This is a genomic window from Nocardioides panzhihuensis (genome assembly GCF_013408335.1).
In the GTDB taxonomy this organism is placed as follows: Bacteria; Actinomycetota; Actinomycetes; order Propionibacteriales; family Nocardioidaceae; genus Nocardioides; species Nocardioides panzhihuensis.
On the sequence record NZ_JACBZR010000001.1, the window covers coordinates 337,594 to 359,818 of the forward strand.

At 69.3% G+C, this 22,225-nt stretch carries 21 protein-coding genes and 1 pseudogene; 16 read left to right on the plus strand and 6 right to left on the minus strand.

Annotation, left to right across the window (positions count from 1 at the left end; all coding sequences use genetic code 11):
* Positions 1-18: 18 nt before the first annotated feature.
* From BJ988_RS01520 to BJ988_RS01550, 8 genes are all read left to right on the plus strand, one after another.
* A complete protein-coding gene (locus BJ988_RS01520) occupies positions 19-882 on the plus strand; it encodes a phosphotransferase family protein (protein WP_343051394.1) in 864 nt (287 codons plus the stop codon).
* Entirely contained in the window at positions 777-1,181 is a 405-nt protein-coding gene (locus tag BJ988_RS30835) for a phosphotransferase (RefSeq protein WP_343051396.1), read from the plus strand. The genes BJ988_RS01520 and BJ988_RS30835 overlap by 106 nt, the downstream gene beginning before the upstream one ends.
* A 76-nt stretch (positions 1,182-1,257) precedes the next feature.
* The gene (locus BJ988_RS01525) at positions 1,258-2,433 is read left to right on the plus strand and encodes an Rv3169 family protein (RefSeq protein WP_179656359.1); all 1,176 of its coding nucleotides are present in this window, start codon (positions 1,258-1,260) and stop codon (positions 2,431-2,433) included.
* A 28-nt stretch (positions 2,434-2,461) separates the two neighbouring features.
* Positions 2,462-3,901, plus strand: a complete 1,440-nt coding sequence (locus BJ988_RS01530) for an aldehyde dehydrogenase (protein WP_179656360.1) — start codon at positions 2,462-2,464, stop codon at positions 3,899-3,901.
* A gap of 106 nt (positions 3,902-4,007) precedes the next feature.
* Positions 4,008-5,069, plus strand: coding sequence for an ABC transporter substrate-binding protein (locus tag BJ988_RS01535; RefSeq protein ID WP_179656361.1), 1,062 nt, complete (start codon positions 4,008-4,010; stop codon positions 5,067-5,069).
* Positions 5,069-5,920 carry an ABC transporter permease gene (locus BJ988_RS01540; RefSeq protein WP_218860499.1) on the plus strand — a complete coding sequence of 284 codons (852 nt, stop codon included), beginning with the start codon at positions 5,069-5,071 and terminating at the stop codon, positions 5,918-5,920. Before BJ988_RS01535 ends, BJ988_RS01540 begins: the two co-directional genes overlap by 1 nt.
* On the plus strand, positions 5,893-6,642 hold the full coding sequence (locus tag BJ988_RS01545) for an ABC transporter ATP-binding protein (protein ID WP_179656363.1): 750 nt from the start codon (positions 5,893-5,895) through the stop codon (positions 6,640-6,642). Before BJ988_RS01540 ends, BJ988_RS01545 begins: the two co-directional genes overlap by 28 nt.
* Entirely contained in the window at positions 6,642-7,970 is a 1,329-nt protein-coding gene (locus BJ988_RS01550; protein ID WP_179656364.1) for an LLM class flavin-dependent oxidoreductase, read from the plus strand. Before BJ988_RS01545 ends, BJ988_RS01550 begins: the two co-directional genes overlap by 1 nt.
* On the opposite strand, the gene BJ988_RS01555 is transcribed toward BJ988_RS01550, so the two are convergent.
* On the minus strand, positions 7,925-8,320 hold the full coding sequence (locus tag BJ988_RS01555) for a helix-turn-helix domain-containing protein (protein ID WP_179656365.1): 396 nt from the start codon (positions 8,318-8,320) through the stop codon (positions 7,925-7,927). The two genes, BJ988_RS01550 and BJ988_RS01555, sit on opposite strands and share 46 nt — an antisense overlap.
* A 155-nt stretch (positions 8,321-8,475) precedes the next feature.
* Here BJ988_RS01555 and BJ988_RS01560 point away from each other — a divergent pair, with 155 nt between their 5' ends.
* Entirely contained in the window at positions 8,476-9,330 is an 855-nt protein-coding gene (locus BJ988_RS01560; RefSeq protein ID WP_218860500.1) for an MBL fold metallo-hydrolase, read from the plus strand.
* A gap of 25 nt (positions 9,331-9,355) precedes the next feature.
* On the opposite strand, the gene BJ988_RS01565 is transcribed toward BJ988_RS01560, so the two are convergent.
* Positions 9,356-10,444 (minus strand): LCP family protein, encoded by a 1,089-nt coding sequence (locus tag BJ988_RS01565; RefSeq protein WP_179656367.1) that lies wholly within the window; start codon positions 10,442-10,444, stop codon positions 9,356-9,358.
* A 246-nt stretch (positions 10,445-10,690) separates the two neighbouring features.
* Between BJ988_RS01565 and BJ988_RS01570 the strand changes: the two genes are divergently transcribed.
* Both BJ988_RS01570 and BJ988_RS01575 read left to right on the plus strand, forming a co-directional pair.
* Positions 10,691-11,422, plus strand: a complete 732-nt coding sequence (locus BJ988_RS01570; RefSeq protein WP_179656368.1) for a sensor histidine kinase — start codon at positions 10,691-10,693, stop codon at positions 11,420-11,422.
* On the plus strand, positions 11,406-12,083 hold the full coding sequence (locus BJ988_RS01575) for a LuxR C-terminal-related transcriptional regulator (protein WP_343051398.1): 678 nt from the start codon (positions 11,406-11,408) through the stop codon (positions 12,081-12,083). The genes BJ988_RS01570 and BJ988_RS01575 overlap by 17 nt, the downstream gene beginning before the upstream one ends.
* Before the next feature lie 12 nt (positions 12,084-12,095).
* Here BJ988_RS01575 and BJ988_RS01580 read toward each other — a convergent pair whose 3' ends face one another.
* Genes BJ988_RS01580 through BJ988_RS01595 form a run of 4 tightly spaced genes read right to left on the minus strand, consistent with a single transcriptional unit; the run spans position 12,096 to position 15,772 of the window.
* Positions 12,096-12,716: an acyltransferase gene (locus BJ988_RS01580; RefSeq protein WP_179656369.1), complete on the minus strand. Its 621-nt coding sequence runs from the start codon at positions 12,714-12,716 to the stop codon at positions 12,096-12,098.
* A gap of 60 nt (positions 12,717-12,776) precedes the next feature.
* The gene (locus tag BJ988_RS01585; protein WP_179656370.1) at positions 12,777-13,793 is read right to left on the minus strand and encodes a TolB family protein; all 1,017 of its coding nucleotides are present in this window, start codon (positions 13,791-13,793) and stop codon (positions 12,777-12,779) included.
* Complete coding sequence (locus tag BJ988_RS01590; protein ID WP_179656371.1) at positions 13,790-15,082, minus strand: MFS transporter; 1,293 nt, start codon at positions 15,080-15,082, stop codon at positions 13,790-13,792. The genes BJ988_RS01585 and BJ988_RS01590 overlap by 4 nt, the downstream gene beginning before the upstream one ends.
* 6 nt (positions 15,083-15,088) lie before the next feature.
* Positions 15,089-15,772: a hypothetical protein gene (locus BJ988_RS01595; protein ID WP_179656372.1), complete on the minus strand. Its 684-nt coding sequence runs from the start codon at positions 15,770-15,772 to the stop codon at positions 15,089-15,091.
* Between the two features lie 163 nt (positions 15,773-15,935).
* Between BJ988_RS01595 and BJ988_RS01600 the strand changes: the two genes are divergently transcribed.
* The 5 genes and pseudogenes from BJ988_RS01600 (at position 15,936) to BJ988_RS01620 (ending at position 22,034) form a co-directional block, all read left to right on the plus strand.
* A complete protein-coding gene (locus BJ988_RS01600; RefSeq protein WP_246321382.1) occupies positions 15,936-17,507 on the plus strand; it encodes a class I adenylate-forming enzyme family protein in 1,572 nt (523 codons plus the stop codon).
* A 1-nt stretch (position 17,508) separates the two neighbouring features.
* A complete protein-coding gene (locus tag BJ988_RS01605; protein ID WP_179656374.1) occupies positions 17,509-18,402 on the plus strand; it encodes an SGNH/GDSL hydrolase family protein in 894 nt (297 codons plus the stop codon).
* Positions 18,403-18,421: 19 nt separating this feature from the next.
* Positions 18,422-18,823 carry a VOC family protein gene (locus tag BJ988_RS01610; RefSeq protein ID WP_179656375.1) on the plus strand — a complete coding sequence of 134 codons (402 nt, stop codon included), beginning with the start codon at positions 18,422-18,424 and terminating at the stop codon, positions 18,821-18,823.
* A 491-nt stretch (positions 18,824-19,314) separates the two neighbouring features.
* A pseudogene (locus BJ988_RS01615) lies at positions 19,315-20,253 on the plus strand (integrase core domain-containing protein); the annotation flags it as partial.
* A 518-nt stretch (positions 20,254-20,771) separates the two neighbouring features.
* Positions 20,772-22,034 (plus strand): HNH endonuclease signature motif containing protein, encoded by a 1,263-nt coding sequence (locus BJ988_RS01620; protein WP_179656377.1) that lies wholly within the window; start codon positions 20,772-20,774, stop codon positions 22,032-22,034.
* Positions 22,035-22,225 lie beyond the last annotated feature (191 nt).

A 22,225-nucleotide genomic window follows, 5' to 3' on the forward strand; every position in this document is an offset into this window, starting at 1 on the left:
CGCCTCTAGGAGGAGCACGTGACCCAGGCGCCCCCACCGCCCGACATGACCTTCCAGCGATCGGGCCGCGACCCCGCGGCGCTCGGCACGAAGCTGGAGCAATGGCTGGCCACGGCGCTCCCGCCCGGCGCCGATCCTGAGGTCGCACTCCTGGGCGGCATCGACGCCAACGGGCTCTCCAGCGAGACCGTCCTGCTCGATGTCACCTCGACCGAGGGCGGCGAGCGGGGGACGAAGGCGTACGTCCTGCGGGTCGCGCCCCGCCCGGAGGACATCCCCGTCTTCGCGACCTATGACCTGCAGGCGCAGTACGACGCGATGCGGCTGGCCGGGTCGCTCTCCGCTGTGCCGGTCCCGGAGGTAGGGCTCGCTGAGATGAGCGGCTCGGTCCTGGGGACCCCGTTCTTCCTGATGGAACGAGTCGATGGGGTGGTCCCGCCCGACGTGATGCCCTATAACTTCGGCGACAGCTGGCTCTTCGCCGCCTCGCCGGCGGACCGGGCCGCGCTCCAGCAGCAATCGGTCGAGGTGCTGGCCGGGCTGCACGGGATCCCCGACGCCGCCTCGCACTTCGGCTTCCTCGACCCCGCCGCGGCCGGCCACCACGGTGAGACGCTGGTCGCCCGCAACCTGGCCAAGACCGGGGCCTGGTACGCCTTCGCCTCCGCTGCCGAGGAGTGGGGCGGCCGCTCGCCGCTGGTCGAGCGAGGCCTGGCCTGGCTCGAGGCCAACCTCCCCGGCACTGACCTCTCCGAAGATGGCGGCGAGCCGGTGCTGTGCTGGGGGACGCGCGGATCGGCAACATCATCTACCGCGACTTCTCGCCGGTCGCCGTCCTCGACTGGGAGATGGTCAGCCTCGGGCCTCGCGAGATGGACGTGACCTGGATGATCTTCGCCCACCGCATCTTCGAGGACCTGGCCGCGATGCTGGGTATGCCGGGGATGCCGGACTTCCTCACCGCCGACGAGGTCCGTGAGGCGTACGCCGCCGCGAGCGGTGTCGAGCTCGGCGACCTGACCTGGCACGAGGTCCACGCGGCGGTCATGTGGGGAGTCATCTACCTGCGGATCGCGGCTCGCCAGATCCACTTCGGGGAGATCGAGGCGCCCGAGGAGCCGGAGTCGGTGCTCTACCACCGGGCGATGTTCGCGGCGATGCTGGACGAGGTGGGGGCATGAGCGAGCGTCAGCGAGCGACCACAGGCCTCAGGCTGCCGCATCCGTACGATGGCGCTTGCGCTACGGAGGCGGCGGCATGAGTGCCATCGAGGACGGTCGAGAGGCGCACGGCGAGTACGTCGGTGTCGGCCCGCTCGACGAGTATCCGATCCACCAGCTACCGCGGCCGGTGGCCTGGGCGGGGAGCAGCGACCGCAACTTCTACGACCGCTGCTACCTCAACGCCCACGACCGCACCGGCGATCTCTTCCTCATCACCGGGATGGGGTTCTATCCCAACCTCGGGACCAAGGACGCGTACGTCCTGCTCCGCCGTGGCGACGAGCAGACCGCCGTGCACCTCGGCGACGGAGCCGACCCGCGCGGCGGTGACCGGATGGAGCAGCGGGTCGGGGCGTACCGGATCGAGGTCACCGAGCCGCTGCGGAAGCTGCGGCTGGTGATGGAGGAGACCCACGGGATCGCCCTCGACCTGCACTGGACCGGCTCGTTCGACGTGGTCCAGGAGCAGCCGCACGTGATGCGGCAGGGGGCCGCTACCGTGCTCGACGCACAGCGGTTTGCGCAGGTCGGGACCTGGGAGGGCCTGATCGAGGTCGACGGGCAGAGGATCGAGGTCACCCCTGACCGATGGGTCGGCACCAGGGACCGGTCGTGGGGCATCCGCCCCTCCGGGGAGGGGCTGCCGCCGGGCAAGCCTGCCGACCCGGGGTTCGACGGGATGTGGTGGCTCTACGTGCCGCTGCGGTTCGACTACTTCGCCGTGGTCCTGATCATCCAGGAGACCCCGGACGGCCATCGCACCCTCAACGACTGCACGCGTACGTTCGCCGACGGACGCGTCGAGCAGCTCGGCTGGCCGCACGTCCGGGTCCACTACCGGGACGGCACGCGTCTGCCTGAGGAGGCGACGATCACGTGCACCACGCCTTCGGGGGAGCCGCTTGTGCTCGAGGTCTCCTCGCTCCTGGGCGTGCCGATCCACGTGGGCGGCGGCTACGGCGGCGACACCGACTGGGCCCACGGGGTCTGGAAGGGCGAAGGGTTCACCGAGCGGCTGACGTACGACATGAACGGGCCCGAGGTCGCCGGTCGGGTGCCGTTCGGGGTCATCGACCACGTCGGGCGCGCTGTCGCGCACGGTCCTGGCGTCGCGGATCCCGACGGCGCCGTCGGCTGGGGGCTCTTCGAGCACGGGATCCTCGGCCGCCACGGCCCCTCCGGCTTCACCGACTGGTTCGACCGGATCTGAGAGCACGTTCGGCACTCTGAGGAGAACGATGACCTACGACCACGATGCACTCTTCATCGGCGGCGCCTGGACCAAGCCTGCCACGGACGCGACGATCGACGTGATCTCGCCGCACAGCGAGGAGGTGGTGGCGCGGGTCCCCGAAGGCTCGGTGCAGGACATCGACGCCGCCGTGGCCGCGGCGCGTGAGGCGTTCGACGAGGGCCCCTGGCCCCGGATGTCGCCGGAGGAACGGATCGAGATCGTCCAGGCACTCTCGGGCCTCTACGCCGGAAGGCTGGGCGAGATGGCCGAGGTGATCACCGCCGAGATGGGCTCGCCGATCTCGTTCAGCAACCTCGCCCAGGCGCCCGCGCCGTGGATGCAGATCGAGGCCTTCCTTGCCATCGCGCGAGAGTTCCCCTGGGAGTCCCGGCGGACCGGCGCGCTCGGCTCGGACGTCGTCGTACGCCACGAGCCGGTCGGCGTCGTCGCCGCGATCGCGCCCTGGAACGTCCCTCAGTTCACCGTGCTGTCCAAGCTCATCCCCGCTCTGCTGGCCGGCTGCACGATCGTGATCAAGCCCGCTCCGGAGACTCCGCTCGACACCAACCTCCTCGCCGAGATGCTGATCGAGGCCGGGGTGCCCGCGGGCGTGGTCAGCATCGTCGCTGCGGGGCGTGAGGTGGGCGAGCACCTGGTCACACACCCTGGCGTCGACAAGGTCGCGTTCACCGGGTCGACCGCTGCCGGACGGCGGATCGGCGCGCTGTGCGGCGAGCGGCTCAAGCGGGTCTCGCTCGAGCTCGGCGGCAAGTCGGCCGCGATCGTCCTCGATGACGCGGACCTCGCGGCCACGCTGGAGGGCCTCAAGTTCACCGCGCTGATGAACTCCGGACAGGCCTGCGTCGCCCAGACCCGCGTACTCGTCCCCGTCGGTCGCCACGACGAGATCGCCGGCGCCCTGGCGGAGACGGTCGCAGCGATGAAGGTCGGCGACCCGTCGGACCCGGAGAGCGAGATCGGACCGATGGTCGCGCGCCGCCAGCAGGAGCGGGTCGAGAGCTACATCGCCCTCGGCCAGGAGGAGGGCGCCCGGCTGCTCACCGGAGGGACCGGTCGCCCGGCCGGTCTGGACACCGGTTGGTACGTACGCCCGACCGTCTTCGCCGGCGTCGACAACCGGATGCGGATCGCCCAGGAGGAGATCTTCGGCCCGGTCCTCTCGGTGATCCCGTACGGCTCGGTGGAGGAGGCCGTGCGCATCGCCAACGACTCCGACTACGGGCTGGCCGGGACGGTGTGGACCGCCGATCAGGAGGCCGGGCTCGAGGTCGCTCGTCAGGTGCGGGCCGGGACGTACGGCGTGAACACCTACACGATGGACTTCGCGGCACCTTTCGGCGGGTTCAAGGCCTCCGGGATCGGGCGGGAGTTCGGTCCGGAGGGCCTGGCTCGGTACACGGAGCTGAAGTCGGTCTACCTCTGATCCCGCGCCTCTTCCTCCGGCGGTCACGTCTCAGGATCCGAGCGGCCATTTATAGCTAATCTCTACTGACTTACTCTGGTTTGGACGGACCGACCAGAGGAGAGCCATGATCCGCCCCACCCCACCGCGGCTGCCTGTCATCGCCGCAGTTCTCACCACCGTGCTTCTGGGACTGACGGCCTGCGGCGGCGCCGACGCGACCAATTCCGCCGGGCTCGCCGCCGACGCAGAGCTCCCCGACCAGGTCCCGGAAGGGACCGTGCTGCGCCTCGGACTCCCGCCGATCGAGGTCGCGCTGAAGGCGTCCGGCCTGATCGACGAGGTCGAGGGCTACGAGATCGAGTGGGCCAACATCTCCGGCGGTCCGAAGAGCATCGAGGCGTTCCGCGCCGGCGCGCTCGACGCGAGCTACGTCGCCGACATCCCGCCGCTGTTCGCGACCTGGACCGACACCCCGGTCAAGATCGTCGCGGTCACCGAGAACCCGGACCCGCTCGAGGACCCGATGTATGAGCTCGGCATCGCACCGAGGTCCGAGGTCAAGACGCTCGCGGACCTCGAAGGCAAGAAGATCGCCTACTCACCCGGTCAGGCGCAGGGCGCGCTGGTCCTCAAGACCCTCGCCGCCGCGGGGCTCGCTCAGGAGGACGTCGAGCTCGTCGAGATCCAGAGCGTCGACGACACCTACTCCAACGCCCTGGCCTCCAACCAGGTCGACGTCGCCCCGCTGGGCGGGCCGCAGCTGACCTCCTACCTGGCCAAGTACGGCCGTGACGGAGCCACCTCGATCCGGACCGGCATCCGCGACGACGCCATGCTCGTCTACGGGCCGGAGGAGACCTTCGAGGACGCCGGCAAGGCGGCCGCGTTCAAAGACTTCCTCGAGCTGTGGGTCAGGTCCGAGAAGTGGGTCGACGAGCACCCGGACGAATGGATCCAGGCCTACTACGTCGATCATGAAGGGCTCACCTTCGAGGACGGCAAGGAGGTCTTCGAGAGCTCCGGCCAGCGGATCATCCCGGGCGGCTGGGACGAGTTCATCAAGCGTCACCAGGAGACCGCGGACATCCTGTCGAAGGAGCAGAACCATCCTGAGCTGGACGTCACCGAGCTCTACGACCGCCGCTACGAGAAGGCCATCGCAGAGGCCGTGAAGGGCGGTCAGTGATGGCCACCACCGCAGTCGAGGCGCCGATCGTCGGCACCGTCTCCGAGAAGGCCACCGACAAGCGGGTCGTACGCCGCCGGCTCGGCCCCGGGCCACGGATCCCCGGCACGCTGTGGATCGGGCCGGTCCTGCTCCTGGGCCTGTGGTGCCTCGCCTCGGCGACCGGGTTGCTGGACCCGCGTACGTTGTCCGAGCCGTGGGTGGTGGTCGAGACCGCTCAGCGGCTGATCGCCGACGGACGGCTTCCCGACGCCCTCGCGACCTCGGCCTATCGCGCGTCGCTCGGGCTCGTGATCGGGGTCGGCGTCGGACTGGTGCTGGCGCTGGTCTCCGGGCTCGGCCGGGTCGGCGAGGCGCTGATCGACGGCCCGGTGCAGGTCAAGCGGGCCATCCCGAGCCTGGCGCTGATGCCGCTGCTGATCCTGTGGCTGGGGATCGGGGAGCCGATGAAGGTGATCACGATCGCCCTCGGCGTACTCATCCCGATCTACATCCACACCCACAACGGGCTGCGTGGCATCGACAGCCGTTATGCGGAGCTCGCCGAGACCGTCAGCCTGCGGCGTGGTGCGTTCGTCCGGCACGTGGTGCTGCCGGGCGCGACACCGGGATTCCTGCTCGGGTTGCGGTTCGCGGTGCTCAACGCGCTGCTGTCCCTGGTGGTCGTCGAGCAGGTCAACGCGACCAGCGGCATCGGCCACATGATCACCCTCGCGTCCAGCTACGGCCAGACCGAGATCATCGTCGTCGGCTTGGTCGTCTACGCCCTGCTGGGCCTGGTCGCCGACGGCATCGTCCGCTTCACCGAGAGGAAGGCACTGGCATGGCGACGCACGCTGGAGAGCCACTGACGTCACCCGAAGGACCCGCCGTACGCGTCGAGGGGCTGCGCCGCAGCTTCTCCGAGGCCGGCGGGGTGCTCAACGGGCTGGACCTGACCATCGCCCGCGGCGAGTTCGTGGCGCTGATCGGGCGCTCCGGATCCGGGAAGTCCACCCTGTTGCGGGCGCTGGCCGGTCTCGACCGCTCGGTCTCGGGATCGGGTGTCGTGGACGTCCCCGAGCGAGTCTCGGTGGTCTTCCAGGACTCCCGCCTGCTGCCGTGGCGGCGGGTGCTGGACAACGTGATCCTCGGGCTGTCGGGCTCCGACGCCCGTGCTCGCGGTCTCCAGGCGCTCTCCGAGGTCGGGCTCGAAGGCCGCGACAGGGCGTGGCCGCACGAGCTCTCCGGTGGCGAGCAGCAGCGCGCGGCGCTGGCGCGGTCGCTGGTTCGCGACCCGCAGCTCCTTCTCGCAGACGAGCCCTTCGGCGCACTGGATGCGCTGACCCGGATCAAGATGCACAAGCTCCTCCAGAAGCTGTACGCCGCCCACAGCCCCGCCATCCTGCTCGTCACCCACGACGTCGACGAGGCGATCGCCCTGGCCGACCGGGTGATCGTGCTGGTCGACGGTGTCGTCGGTTCGGACATCCGGATCGATCTCGGCTCGAAGCGGAGTCCTGGTGACGCGCGGTTCGCGGCGCTGCGGGCCAAGCTGCTGGCCGAGCTCGGTGTGGTCGAGGAGGTGGCCTGATGGGTGCGCGACAGCTCCACCTCAACCTGTTCCTGCTCGACACCGGTCATCATGAGGCGTCGTGGCGGCTGCCCTCCTCGGACCCGTACGCCAATCTGTCGCTGGAGGCGCACCAGCATCTGGCGCGGGTGGCGGAGGAGGCCAAGCTCGACTCGGTGTTCTTGGCCGACTCGCCGGCTCTGTTCGGCGAGCCGGGGCGTCGGCCGTCGGGGCGTCTCGAGCCGACGGTGCTGCTGTCCGCGCTGGCGGTCTCGACGCAGCACATCGGCCTGATCGCCACGGCGTCGACGTCGTACAACGAGCCGTTCAACCTCGCCCGACGGTTGGCCTCGGTGGACCACCTCTCCGGTGGGCGAGCGGGATGGAACATCGTCACCACCGCCGGTGACGCCGCCGCCCGCAACTTCGGTCTGGAGGGGCAGCCGCTGCACAAGACCCGCTACGAGCGGGCCTCGGAGTTCCTGGATGTCGCCACGAAGCTGTGGGACAGCTGGGCGGACGACGCGATCGTCGCCGACAAGGATGCCGGGGTGCATGCGGTCGGCGACCGGATTCGGCCGATCTCTCATGTCGGGCCTCACTTCTCCGTGGAGGGTCCGCTCAACCTGCCGCGACCACCCCAGGGCCACCCGCTGCTCGTCCAGGCGGGCTCGTCCGACGACGGCAAGGAGTTCGCCGCCCGCTGGGCCGAGGCGATCTTCACCGCCCAGCCGACGCTGGCCGAGAGCCAGGCGTTCTACGTCGACATCAAGCGACGGGTCGCGGCGGCCGGTCGCAACCCCGACCATGTGCTGGTCCTGCCCGGGATCGTCCCCATCCTGGGCGACACCGAGGCCGAGGCGCGTGAGCTGGAGGCGGAGCTCGACCGGCTCATCGCCCCCGAGTACGCCGTCTCACAGCTCGCGCAGCTGCTCCGGGTCCCGCCGGGTCGGCTCTCTCTGGACGCGGAGCTGCCCGATGATCTCCCTGTCGAGGACGAGATCGAGGGCGCCAAGAGCCGCTACACGCTCATCGTCGACTGGGCCCGACGCGACCGGCTCACCGTTCGCGAGCTGATCGGAAAGCTCGGTGGTGGCCGTGGGCATCGCACCGTGGCGGGGACACCTGTGCAGGTTGCCGACACCATCCAGCACTACTTCGAGAACGGCGCCGCGGACGGGTTCAACATCATGCCGGCCGTCCTGCCGTCCGGCCTCGAAGCGTTCGCGTCCTCTGTCGTCCCCATCCTTCAAGAGCGTGGACTCTTCCGAACCGACTACACCGGTACGACGCTGCGTGACCACTACGGTCTGCCGCGGGCGGCTCGCAGGCCTCCGGCGATCGCGTAGTCGCGGCACTGCCGGCACTCGTCGATGACCGGATGCTCACACTCCGCGGTGTGGCGCAGGAACGCGGCTGCCGCACCGAGTCGGTTCGCCTCCGCGGCCATCCGCTCGGCTGAGGCTGTCAGCCTGGCCGAGCGGTGGCCGGCAGGGGTGGATCGGAGCTCCCTGATCTCGGCGAGGCCGATGCCGGCTTGGCGAAGGCGATGGATGATCCGAGCTTCGTTCACGTGCTGATCGGTGAAGTCTCGGCGTTTCCCGCTCCGACGGCTCGGCCTGAGCACCCCTTCATCCTCCCAGTGCCGCAGAACATGGGCGGGTACGCCGACGAGGTCGGCGGCCAACGAGATCCGCATGGAAACATCTTGCCTTCAGGTCGACCTTAAGTTCTAGCGTTCGGGACATGGAACTACGTAACCGGCCAAATCCGTTCGCAGGACTCGATCCGTTGCCTGCCGCCTATACCTCTCGGCAGCTGGTGGAGACGGCCGTAGCGGGAGCTCGTTCGTTCGTGGCGCCGAGACGAGCCGACCGGCGTCTGCTGGCCACGTTGTCGGAGCGCGCTCAGGGTCCGCTGCCGCCGGCGACGGGAACTGTCCGGCTGCAGACGCTGCGGCAGCGGCCGCGTCCGGTGCCGAGCCGGCTGCTGTACGAGGGGATGCCGGGCGCGGACCGGCTGAGTCTTCAGTCTTTCGTGGTCCATCATCGCGAGGCCACGATTCTCATCGATCCCGCGGTGCCGCGACATTTCCATGATCAGGCGGTGTCCGAGCTCCAGCCGCTGCTGCGGCGGATCGTAGGGCCGCCGGCGACGACGATCCCGACGGTCGAGGCTCTCGCGACGGCTGGGGTCAGACCCGACCTCGCCCTGAGCACCCACGCGCACTGGGATCATGTCTCGGGGCTGCTCGACCTCCCGGGTCTGCCTGCCGTCCTCCACGACGAGGAGCTGACCTGGGCCGCTGCCGGCGACCAGGCACCGGTGGGCGGCGTACGCCGTGGGCTCGCGGATCGCGATCTTCTGGAGTTCTCCCTCGACGGGCCGCCGCTCCTCACCTTCGAGCGGAGCCATGATCTGTTCGGCGACGGTAGCGTCGTGCTGGTGGACGTGGCCGGACACACTCCCGGCAGCGTCGGTGTCCTGCTCGCCACCGCGGACGGGCCCGTCCTGCTCGTCGGAGACGCCGCGTGGCACGGCTTGCAGATCGAGCATCTGCGCCAGCGCTCCGGCTTCCCCGGCTGTCTCGTGGACGTGGATCGTGAGCAGACCTGGCGCACGCTGCACCGTCTCCATGCGCTGCCAGCCTCGGTGAAGGTGGTCCCAGCCCATGACCACGAGCGGGCGTCGGAGTGGGCCGCTCCGTGAGCAACCGGTGAGCGAGGATCCCGCGTCAGCGGACGACGTCGGGTGTCAGCAGATCCTGGTTGTCGTCGGCCCACTCGGCCATCCGGTCCTCGCGGACGGCGCGCCACAGGTCGCGATCGCGGGAGGGGTCGAGGCGTACGACTGACTGGTCTCCGACCATGCCGGTGCCGTCGGTGGGGACGGTGAGGTAGCTGATGTCGTCGGTGCGGAGGTTGCGGAGGGAGGCGGCGAGCCTGGCCATCTGGGTCGTCGACCACTCGTCGTCGACGGAGGCGTGCTTCGAGAAGAGAGTGAGGAGGTCGAGGGCCTGCTCCGGGTTCTTGCGCAGCTCCTGCTCGAGGGTCTGCTTCAGCAGCGTACGGAGGAAGGCCTGCTGGCGGGCGACGCGGTCGAGGTCGCCGTCCTGGAGGCCGTGACGCTGGCGTACGTAGAGGAGCGCCTGCTCGCCGTCGAGATGGTGGCGACCGGCCTCCCAGCGGACCCCGCGGGCCGAGTCGTAGACGGTCTTCGGGATGTCGATGTCGACGCCGCCGATGGCGTCGGTGAGCGCCTGGAAGCCGTCCCAGTCGACGACGGCGAGGTGGTCGATGCGTACGTCGGTCATCTTCTCGACGGTCTCGACGGTGAGGTTCGGACCGCCGAGGGAGTAGGCCCAGTTGACCTTTCCCTTCCCGTGGCCGGGGACGTCGACCCAGGAGTCACGTGGGATCGAGATCACCGAGGCGGAGCGGCGGTCGCCGTCGAGATGGACGAGCATCATCGTGTCCGAGCGCGCCTGCCCTGGCTTCCACCCGGGTGCCTCGGCGCCGGTCGTGGGAGCGTCGGACCGGGTGTCGGTGCCGAGCACCAGGACGTTCATCGCGTCCGCGGCTGTCCCCGAGGTGGGCTTGGCGGGCCGATCGGTGAGCCCGGTGAAGGTGTCGGGCAGCCGCTGGATGTTTCCCTCCACCTTCGCCCGGAGCCACAAGGTGCCGGCCAGCGCCGCGGCGCAGAGCAGAAGCAGGCACACCAGCAGCCCGATCAACGGCTTGCGGGCGCGCCGACGCCACCCGGGTGCGGTCCCGTCCGCAGGCGCCGGCTGCGGAGGCACGGGCGGGTGATCGAGCATGGCCATCCGAACAGGGGAACCGGCATTGCCCGATCGTGGGGCCCAACCCCTCACCGTTCCTCAATTTCAGGCAACAGTCGGTAACGGCCGGTAACCAAAAATAGGTAGGCAATACGTCCAGGGGTTTGGGTGAGTAGGGTCCTTTGCCATGGGCGGCTGTTCAAGTCGGTTCTCGAGGTCCGCACATGTTTCACCTGTCTGGCTGTGTCTGGGAGGGCGCAGCTCGAGAGCCTTCAGGGGAGTGTTTTGTCGATGTCACGAGTCGGTCGGGACGAGCGCGCCCGGCTGCACGAGGTTGCCTCTGCGCTGGCCGGGATCCGGGCCGCGACCACGCTGCTGAACGAGCCCGGCGGGGTCGACGGGGAGCGGCGAGCCGCGCTGGCGCAGATGGCGCAGAGCGAGCTGCAACGGCTCGAGCGGATGGTCCAGAAGCAGCAGGAGTCCGTCAGCTCGGAGACGGCGAGACTGCCGGCCAGCAGGCAGGAGGACGAGGTCGCTGAGGTGATAGACCTCGACGCCGTCGTGGGCACCATCGTCCTGGCCCACGAGGCGAAGGGGACGGAGGTCGAGTGGCGCCCCAGCCGGATGCTCGCGCTCGGCGACTCGGACCAGCTGACCGAGGCGCTCAACGTGCTTCTCGACAACGCCGCGACCCATGGGAGCGGCCCGGTCCGGATCGACGTGCGTGCGGCCGACCGCCCGAGCACCTCCGTCGAGATCGCCGTGACCGACGACGGGCCAGGGGTCGCGCCGGAGCTGCGCAGGCGGATCTTCGCCTGGGGCGTGAGCGGCCCGGACTCCACCGGCCAAGGCATCGGTCTCCACGCCGCGCGCGACCTCATGGAGCGGCAGGGCGGCTACCTCGAGCTCTCCGAGTCCGGCGAGCGCACCACATTCGTCATCGGGATCCCGCTGCTCGGCCGCGCTGACGTGGCCGACGAGCGCGCCTCGGGCCAGGGAGGGCGCCGTGGTTTCGCCACGTAAACGGTTGAAGGTCGCCCTCGTCGATGACCACACCCTGTTCGCCGAGTCGCTCGAGCTGGCGCTCACCTTCGAGGGATACGACGCCCACCGCGTCGATCTTCCGGTGGAGCCGCAGTCGGAGGCCAGGCTCGCGTCGCTGATCATGCGCTCGCAGCCGCGCATCGTGCTGCTCGACCTCGATCTGGGGCAGCACGGTTCCGGCATACGCCTCATCCCCCCGCTCGCCAGGTCGGGCGCCGACGTCGTCGTGGTGACCAGCTCGGCCGACGAGTCCCGCTGGGGTCATACGCTGCACGCCGGAGCCCGGACGGTGCTGTCCAAGACGGTGCCGCTGGGCGAGATCATGGGCACCGTGCGCAGGCTCAACTACGGTCTCAGCGTGCTCGACGTCGACGACCGCGAGCGCTGGATCAGAGCGTGGGCGGGGCAGGAGAAGGAGATGATCGAGCTCCGTCGCCGGCTCGCCGAGCTCTCCCCGCGGGAGTCGCAGGTGCTCGAGCACCTGATGAACGGCTCGACGGTCGGCGAGATCGCCAAGCTCCGCGTCGTCTCCGAGGCGACGGTGCGCACGCAGGTGAAGTCGATCCTCGCCAAGCTCGGGGTCTCCTCGCAGATCGCGGCGATCAGCATCGCCCACAAGGCCGAGTGGCGGGTCGCCTGATGTCTTCGCGCGTCAGCGGACGACCAGGCCCTCGTGCTCGCCCGTGCCGCGCAGGGCGTAGCGCCGGCCGGTCGTCGGGCAGCGCCAGTCGTCTCCCTCGGCGACCAACGGCGCACCGGCGTGCCCGACCCAGCCGACCCGTCGGGCCGGCACTCCGACGACGAGTGCGTGGTCCGGTACGTCGCGGGTGACCACGGCGCCGGCCGCGACCATCGCCCAGGCGCCGATCGTGACCGGAGCGACGCAGACGGCGCGCGCGCCGATGCTGGCTCCGGTGCGTACCGTGACGCCCACGGCCTCCCAGTCGTCGCCGTCCTTGAGGGTGCCGTCCGGGTTGACGGCACGAGGTAGGTGGTCGTTGGTGAACACCACCGCCGGCCCAACGAAAGCACCGTCCTCGAGCACCGCCGGTTCGTAGACCAGCGCATGGTTCTGGACCTTGCAGCGGTCACCCACCACGACCCCCGGACCGACGTACGCTCCCCGGCCGATCACGCACTCGCTGCCGATCCGCGCGTGCTCGCGCACCTGGGCCAGGTGCCAGACGAGGGTTCCGGCGCCGATCACGGCACGGTCGTCGACATCCGCGCTGGGTTCGATCCGGGGCTCCACGTCGGCTTCCTCAACGGTCATACCGTCAGGAAACCGGGACCGGGTGGCCTGCGGGCCACGCCGGGGGACGGCGTACCCGATTCAGCGTAGGACCGCGGGCGAGGACGCCTCCGGGACCAGTACGCGAGGGGTGGCGGTGGTCGAGGTGTCGAGGGCCCACACGTCGCTGACCGGCTCGCCCTGGCGGGCCAGGCCGTAGAGGACGGTGTCGTTGTCGAGCCACTCGATCTGGTCGTCGATGCTGCGGGCCTCGCCGGTGAGCACGGTGCGCCGGCCGGTGGCGAGGTCGAGGACCGCCGGCGTCCACCGGGTGCCGCTCTCGTCCGCCTCCTTGAACGCGATCCGGGTGCCGTCCGGGGAGAGCGAGGGGCACTCGACGTGGTCGGCGACGGTGGTCAGCGAGCGCTCGGCGAGGTCGCCACGGGCCAGATAGGTCCGTCCGCCGGTGGCGACGGTGGCATAGAAGGTGCGGCCGTCGTCGGCGAAGGTGATGCCCCAGATGTTGCGGTCGACCGGGGCGACCCGGCGGCCGTCGACGACCAGCTTGAACCTCTCCAGGTCCCCGTAGCTCGCTCCACCGACCCGGCGGACGGCGGTGCGCGTCGAGAACCCGCTGGCCAGGTAGGAGTCGCCGTTGACGAACACTGTCGTGGAGACCAGCCGTCCGTCCGGCGAGAGCCGGGTGCGGCTGGGCAGACCGGGCAGGTCGGTCTCGTCGACCTCCCGCCACGCCTGTCCCGGGGGCGAGATCGCCAGGTCGGTCGCCCGGTATCGGCTCACCACGCCGCGCTCGGTCCTCAGGCAGGAGACCGACCGGTCCTGGGCGTAGACCCGGTCGCAGCTCAGGTCGGTCAGCGCTCGGGGGCCGCCAGGATCGGCCAGCGCCACAGCACCGACGTGCCCGTACTCGGCGTCGCGTCCGGTGTGGCGGAAGACGATCCGGGGCCCCTTCTCGACCTGCGCCAGGGTGGTGGTCGTGGCGGCGGTCGCCGTGGACGTACGCCGGTCGTTCTCGGCGATCGCGGAGAGCGCGTACGCCGTCATCCCGGCCGTGACCAGCACGACGACGCCACCGAATGCCGTGGTCCGCCACGTCATGGCCGCCCTCCTCGGGGCTCGACAGGCTCGGCCGGCTCGGCCGCTGAAGACCGGTCTGCCCGGCGGAGCACGGCGAGCCCTGCCGGTATCGCGGCGAGCAGCACCGCGCAGACGGCGAACATCGCGACGCGAGGACCGACGGCGTACCAGAGCAGGCCGAAGCCGGTCGCGGCGACGAGCCGAGCCAGCGCGACCGCGGTCTGGGCGGTGGCGATGCCGCTGGCCCTCACCGTCACGGGGACCAGCTGTCCCGCCACCGCCGCCAGGGTGCCGTCGGTGGCGGCGTAGAAGACCCCGAGGAGGAGCACCGCGGCGAACGTCGTCCACAGCGCTCCGGACCCGGTCGCGGCGCACAGGTAGGCGGCGGCGAGCGGAAGGTGGCCGAGCACGAGGACCTTCGCGCGTCCGGCCCGGTCGGCGAACCGGCCCATCGGGACGGCGAGGGCCAGGTAGGCGAGGTTGGTCCCGACGTAGAGGACGGGGAACCACTGCGTCGCGAAACCGCCGGTCTCCAGCAGCGCCAGGTAGACGAATCCGTCGCCGACGGTGAGCAGGGCGAGCACGCCGGACACACCGGTCACTCGCATGAGCCCGGGGGTGAGCGCACTGCGCCAGCGCACCTTCGTACGCGGTCTCGTGCGTCGAGGGACGACCCGGCGGACGGCTCCGGTGCGGAACGGCACGAAGCACACCATCGTGGCGACCCCGAGCACCGCGAAGCCGAGCGAGACGACCAGGACGGTGTCGTAGCCGTCGGCGATCCGCCACAGGATCACGAACGCCAGCAGCGGCCCGAGCGTCGCCCCGATCGTGTCGAGGGCCCGATGGACGCCGAAGCTGCGGCCGAGGTGCGCCGGATCGCTCGAGGCGGCGATCATCGCGTCCCGCGGAGCGGTGCGTACGCCCTTGCCGACCCGGTCGAGCGAGATCGCCGCCGAGATCGTGCCGAAGCCCCCGGCGAAGATCAGCCCGAGCCGGGCGACCGCGCTCAGCGCGTAGCCGGTCAGCGCCACCGGCTGCGGGCGGTCGGTGCGGTCGGCGAGCCAACCGGCCGCGATCCGCACCAGCGAGGAGACGCCCTGATAGAGCCCGTCGATCAGCCCGTACGCCACCGGCGAGAGCCCCACCACGGCGGTCAGGTAGAGCGGCAGGATCGCCGAGACCGACTCCGAGGAGATGTCGGTCAGCAGGCTGACGATGCCGAGGATGACGACGGTCCGGGAGACCCGCCCGCCGGTGCTCCGCGGCTCGACATCCGTGGTGGGACGGTCGCTGAGTGAGAGATACACCGGCGCTCAGGCCAACGTGTGGAGGACGGAGTAGACGCTGAAGTCGACGTCGCGGCGCTCGGTGTCGGTGACCGTGACGCTCACGGTCTCATCACCACGACGCAGCGACAGCGCGGGGGTGTTCTCGACCGAGGTGGTCGGGACCTCCTCGAAGCCGTGCTTCGAGAGGCGGGTGCGGAAGTGACGCAGTACGTCGCACGGCCTACGGCAGCTCGCCGTCAGCGCGACCTGGAGCACGCCCTTGGTCGGCGAGACGCTGGAGACCTCGACGGTGGTGCGTGCCGGTGGCGCCAGCGCAGTCGGATAGCCGGCCACCAGGACGCCCTTGCGGACCGCCTGCTTCGGGAGCGGCTCCGCGACCAGCGCCGCCGACTTCGTACGCCGCTTCTCGGAGAGTCCGGGGAGACCTGACTCGGTCTGGGGTGACGCCGCCTTGGGCAGCGCCTCGGTTGCCGGCTCGGGATCCGGAATCGAGGTGACGTCGGGGCCTGAACCGGCACCTGAACCGGAGCCGGCGCTCGGATCGGGGCTGGACCCGGCTTCTGGCGCACCCGATTGGGATGACGAGGCGCCCGGCGAGTCATCGCCGTCCTCGGCAGAGGAGTCGGCGAAGCGCCCGGGCACCCAGAAGATCGTGATCCCGACGAGCACGCCGAGCAGCACGAAGAGGAGGAGGCGCTTGAGGTTCACGAGACCAGTCGACGTGCGGTGGAGCCCGGTCGAGACAGATGGGTGGGCTGCGTACTCAATTTCAGGCAGCCTGTCGGACCGGCCACGGTCGATGGAGGGGACCCGTGCGACGTTGCCGTTGCCGGGAACTGTCCCGGCCGAAGTACCCGGGGAGCGGGCCACGTTGAACACCGCTGACTTTCTTCTCGAGCTAGCGCCCGAGGATTCGATCGCGCTCGCAGAGGCGGGTCGCGAATACACGTTCCAAGAGCTGCGGGTCAGCGTGTCCGTGCTCGCCGGACGGCTCTCCGTGCTCGGTCTGTCTCCGGGTGCGCCGATCGGGATCATGGCGCCCAACGGCCTGTTCTGGGCCTCGGCCTATCTCGCCGCGCTCCGGATGGGTCTGGTCGTGGTGCCGCTGGCGGTCACGCTGCCGACCGACGAGGTGGTGGCCCGAGTGCGTTGGGTCGGCGCCGACGCGCTGCTGGTGGGGCGCCCCCAGGCCGAGGCGCTCCGGCTGAGCCTGCCCAGGAGCGTCCCGCTCGTCGTGGAGCGGAAGGAGCGGCTGATCCCACAGCCTCGATCCGCATCGGTCGAGCTGGCCGAGGCGATCGAGGTCGACCCGGACCATGATGCGCTCTACATGTTCACCTCCGGCACCACGGGCGATCCCAGAGCCGTGCGGATCACCCACCGCAACATCCAGGCGAACACGACCTCGATCCTCGGCTACCTCGACGTCGCGCCGGCGGACCGGATGCTGGTCGTGCTGCCGTTCACCTACGTCTTCGGGCTCTCGCTCCTGCACACCCATCTGCGCGCCGGTGCCGCCATGGTGATCCAGCCGCAGATGGTGTTCCCGCAGGCGGTGGTGGACCGGATGGCGTCCGCGCGCTGCACGGGCTTGGCCGGGGTGCCCTCGACCTTCGGGATGCTGCTGCGCAACAGCACGTTCGGCACCGCGACGCTTCCGTCGCTGCGGACGGTGCAGCAGGCCGGTGGCAGGTTGGCTCCTGCGCTGGTCGAGCAGATGATGCACGCGCAACCGCAGGCGAAGATCTTCGTGATGTACGGCGCGACCGAGGCCACCGCCCGGCTCTCCTACCTCCCGCCCGATGAGCTCACTCGGCGCCCGGGATCGATCGGCCGTGGGATTCCCGGTGTGGATCTGCGGGTGCTCGACGGTGACGGGGTTCCGGTCGGTCCCGGTGAGATCGGCGAGATCTGGGCCAGCGGCGCGAACATCTCGCCCGGCTACCTCGACGCCCCCGAGGCGACGGCTCGCAAGATGCCCGGCGGGATGCTGCGTACCGGAGATCTGGCGAAGGTCGACGAGGACGGCTACATCTACGTGGTCGATCGGGCCGAGGATTTCATCAAGTCGTGGGGGCACCGGATCGCGAGCCAGGAAGTCGAGTCGGCTGCTCTCGAGCTGCCGGACGTGGTGGCGGCCGCGGCCGTCGGGCTCCCGGACGATGCCGCCGGTGAGCGGGTCGAGCTGGTGATCGTGTCGCGGCGCGGGTCGGAGCTGCGGGGTGTCGACGTCATCGCGCACTGTCGCAAGCGGCTCTCGAAGCACATGGTGCCCGAGGTCGTCCGCTTCGTCGACGCGCTGCCGCTCAACGCGAACGGGAAGGTCATCAAGCGCGACGTACGCGCGATGTGCTTGCGGCTGGCGCAGGACGCAGCCGGCGAGCAGGGCGACGGCTTCGGTGACGCGGACGACGCAGGCTGCGAAGGGATCAAGGTGGGTTGAGATGGCGAAGAGAGAAGTGCCCGGATCGGTGAGGCTGCTGGTCGGCGTATGGGCAGGAGTGTTGGGGCTCGCGGTCGCACTGGCCGGAGCGTGGTTGCTGAGGAGCCCGGGGATGAACGACCAGGTCGCAGTCGCAGAGCCGTCCGAGTCCGAGCTACGGGTCGTGGGGAAGACCACCGTGCTCTTCGGGCACAACTCGGTCGGGATGAACATCCTCGACGGGGTCTCGAAGGTGTACGCGGACGCTGCGGTGCCGGTGCCGGCCATCGCCGACGTGTCCGGTGTCGACGTGTCCGATGCCGACGTGCCCGACGGGGCTGGCGCGGGTGAGGTCGGGGACGCGACGCTGCGGCATGCCTATATCGGGGTGAACGAGGATCCGCTCAGCAAGATCGCCGCGTTCACGGAGATGATGGACGGCACCGCTGGGGAGGACGTGGACGTGGCGCTGATGAAGCTCTGCTACGTCGACATCACCGCGGCCACCGACGTGCAGGCGGTCTTCGACGCGTATGAGTCGACCATGGCAGAGGTCGAGGCAGCCCATCCCGACGTACGCTTCCTCTACACGACCGTGCCGCTCACCGCCGATCGGAACTGGAAGTCGAAGGTCAAGGCGGCCTTGGGCCGTGACGACGAGATGGGACCGGCCGACAACGTCGCCCGGGAGCGCTACAACGCGATGATCCGGGAGAAGTACGCCGCCACCGGGCGTCTCGTCGACATCGCCGCCGCCGAGGCGGAGGGCACCGGGGAACGCCGCCAGGACGGCCGTCCCTACTACGTGCTCAACGAGAACCTGACCTACGACCGCGGCCACCTCAACGAGGCCGGCGCGACGGCCGTCGCCGCCGAGCTGCTGAAGATCGTCGCGACCCACAGCCCGGTCGCCTGAGCTCCGACAGGAGGCGAGAATGCCCGACCTTCGACTTGACCATGTGGGCATCCAGGTCCGCGAACTGCTCCGCACCGCCGAGGCCTTCGAACGGCTCTTCGGCTACCGTCGCGTCACCGCCCCGGTCGTCAACACCCGTCACGGGGTCCGTGGGGTCTTCTTGGAGAAGGCCGACTCGATCTCTCTCAAGCTCATCACTCCTTTGTCGCCCGGGCCGCATGCGTACGGTCTCCATCATCTGGCCTTCATGGCTCCTGATCTCGACTCTGCGCTGGTGGAGCTCGGTGTCGCTGGTGCTCGTACGCTCAGCCCGCCTCAGCCGGGGGAGATGTTCGACGACGAGCTGATCGCGTTCGTGCGTGCTGCGGGGGTCAACGTCGAGCTCATCACCACCGATCGGCGGCGTGGGCGGATCGGGTGAGCTCCATCCCCGACCTCCGCTGGTCGAGAGCCTGACCTCCGCTGGTCGAGAGCCCCTCGCCCCGCTGGTCGAGCCGCCGGAGCCGCTAGGCGGAGGCGTGTCGAGACCAACACAGTTCCCTGCCGGATCGTCCCACCCAGAGGCTGGTGTGGGCCGCCGACCCTTCTTCGAGGGTCTTCTCGACCTGCCCCGGAGTCAAGGACGCCCTTCGGGCGCCGGCTTCGCCGGTCGCCTTCGGCGATCCTTGACACCGGACCACGTCGAGAAAGATTTGGCTGGCTATCGGGGCGGCGGCCCGGGTGTGGCGCAGCGCAATCTTGCTCGAGAACGGTGAGGTTGAAGGGGCAGGAGGGTGGCCCTTCGGGCCACTTACCATCCACAAGCATGAGGCCGTTCTGTCATGTCGCGGGACATCGGTGACAGTTCTGCATCAGGACATCGGTGACACTTCGAATCACCTTGGTGGTGACACTTCTGGCTGGGTTTGGGTGGTGCCTGCCAATGAGCCTGTTGATCCTCGTGTCCGTCTCGCGATCGTGGAGTGGCCACGTGATGCGCCGCGGGGAGCGGTGACGACCTTCTGTGCCGAGCACGAGATTTCTCGCAAGACCTTCTACTCGATCCGTGCCAGGGTTCGCGCCGAGGGCGCGGCCCCAGCGCTTGAGCCCCGCAGCCGGCGGCCCCAGGCGAGCCCTTCTCGGATCACCGAGGTGGTCAAGCAGCAAGCCCTTGAGGTGCGTGCGGCACTGGAGTCCTCGGGCCTGGACCACGGCCCGATCAGCGTGCACGACAAGATGCACGCGATGGGGCTCGACCCGGTCCCCTCGGTCGCATCGTTGGCACGGATCTTCCGTGCCGCTGGTGTGGCTCGTCTTGAGCCGAGGAAGAAGCCCCGCTCGGCGTGGCGTCGGTTCGTGTACCCCGCACCGAACGCGTGCTGGCAGCTGGATGCCACCGAGTACGTCTTGACCAGGGGCCGTAGGTGCGTGATCTTCCAGCTCATCGATGACCACTCCCGCTACGCGGTCGCTTCCCATGTGGCGTGGGCAGAGACCTCCGATGCGGCGGTCGCCGTCTTCGACAAGGCCCTCACGGCCCACGGCGTGCCCCAACGTCTGCTGTCCGACAACGGCCTGGCGCTGAATCCGACCCGGCGCGGGATATTGGGCCGTCTCGTGGTGCGAGCGATGGAGCTGGGAGTCGAGCCCATCACCGGCAAGCCCTACAAGCCGACCACCCAGGGCAAGAACGAACGCTTCCACCAGACCCTGTTTCGCTACCTCGACAAACAACCACTCGCCGCCAGCCTGGCCGAGCTGCAGGCCCAAGTCGACACATTCGACCAGATCTACAACACCCAGCGCCCCCATCAAGGGCTACCTGGCCGCGTCACGCCGCAGACGGCGTGGGAGGCCACCGAAAAGACCGAGGCACCGCGACCCACGCCGACACCCTTCACCCCTGCCCACCGACCGCGACCAGCGGTGATCCCGACCGACCTGCCGCCCGACACCCAAGCTCGGAAATTGACCTGCGTCGGCACACTCTTCCTGGACAAGGTCCAGTACAAGGTCGCCAGAGGACGTCGTCACGAACACGTCCTGGTCATCACCAGCGGTGAGAACATCACCATCGCCGATCTGGACGGCGAGATCCTCATCGAGCACACCCGACCCGCACCAGGCGTCACCTACGTCGGCAACGGGCGACCCCTCAACCCCGGCCCCGGAAACCTCAAAACGTCACCGATGTCCTGACACATCAAACGTCACCGATGTCCTGATGCAGAACTGTCACCGATGTCCTGAGACACGACAAGCATGAGGCCGTTCGCTCACCGCGAAAACAAGGCGTGACCTGCGAATATAAGTAGAATCGAACGGTCGAAACGATTAGAATCAGACCCATCACGACACGCCTCTACACACACCAGAGAGGAGGGGCGGCGATGAATCTCGAACACGAGATCAACCACTGGGGTACCTACCCTGTGGACCCGATCGACGCAGAGCTCGCTGCCCTGGAGTTCTCCCTCGACAACCTTCTCGCGAGGGACCCTGCCTACTGGCGCACCAGCCAGAAGAAGGACCGGTTGAAGCGTCTGGAGATCATCCAGGCCAAGCAGGCCGCTTTGAAGCTCCGCATCCTTGCTGCTTCCGGTGACATTGCCGAAGAGACCGGCGCGAAGGACGTCTCGGGGTGGATGCTGACCGAGTTGCTGGTCGACAAGAAGATCGGCCGCGCTGAGGCGAAGTTCGCGGCCGCAGTGAGCAGATACGAGCTGGTCGCCGCCGGCCTCGCCGAGGGGGTCGTGTCCCAGGACAAGGCCCGGGTGATCACCAAGGCCCTCGAGGCGGTCGAAGCCGACCCGGCAGCCACTGCTGATGACCTGGCCTACGCGGAGAAGCTGTTGGTCGACTACGCCACCCGGCTGACCGCTGACGACCTCAAGAACATCGGGAAGCGGATCCTGGTCGAGGTCGACCCCGAACGGTTCGAGGCCGCCGAAGCCAAAGCCCTGCAGCGGGAGGAAGAACACGCCCAACGGCGCACCTTCTTTCAATCCCGCGCCAACGGCGACGGCACCGTCGACATCCACGCCCGGGTCTCCTACGCGGTCGGGATGAGGCTGCGCACCCTCTTGGACTCCCTGGCCCAGCCGAGGAAGCTCTCCGCGGAGGACCGTGGCCGCGAGGCGCCCTATGACCGGCTGCTGGGCCAGGCCTTCGCCCGGATCGTCGAGACCTACGACGTCGACCAGCTCCCCCGCCATGGTGGCCACGGCACCACGGTGTTCATCACCATGGACGTCGAGGACCTCCGCAACGACCTCGGCACCGCGGCGTTGGGGTTCGACGGCGACAAGATCACCGCCGCCGAGGCCCGCCGGATGGCCTGCAACGCCGACCTCATCCCCGTCGTGTTGGACACAGGTTCCGAGATCCTCGACTTCGGCCGCACCACCCGCCTAGCCCACCCGGTCCAACACCGAGCACTCCGGTTACGAGACAAGTGTTGTCAGGCTGAGGACTGTGATGCACCAGCGGCCTGGACCGAGGCCCATCATCTGAAACCGTGGTCTCAAGGCGGCCGAACCGATCTCGCGAACATGGTGTTGTTGTGTCCGAGCGATCATCGCCGGATCCACGATCCGAACTACGACTATGAACGCCTACCGGATGGACGGATCCGGTTCGCCCGCCGCGTCTGACCGCGCGCCCGGGCTTGCCCCCTGCCCCTGCCTACCGGTCCGACCTTGTGAAACATTCACAAGGTCGGACCCTCTGTCCTAGCCGACGACCCGGCGACCTCCAGCAAGACACGGGAGCGCCCCCTTGCGAAGAATTCACAAGGTGTCATCGTCTAGTACAGCGCCCCGCAAACCTCCCCTGGCAGGACCGG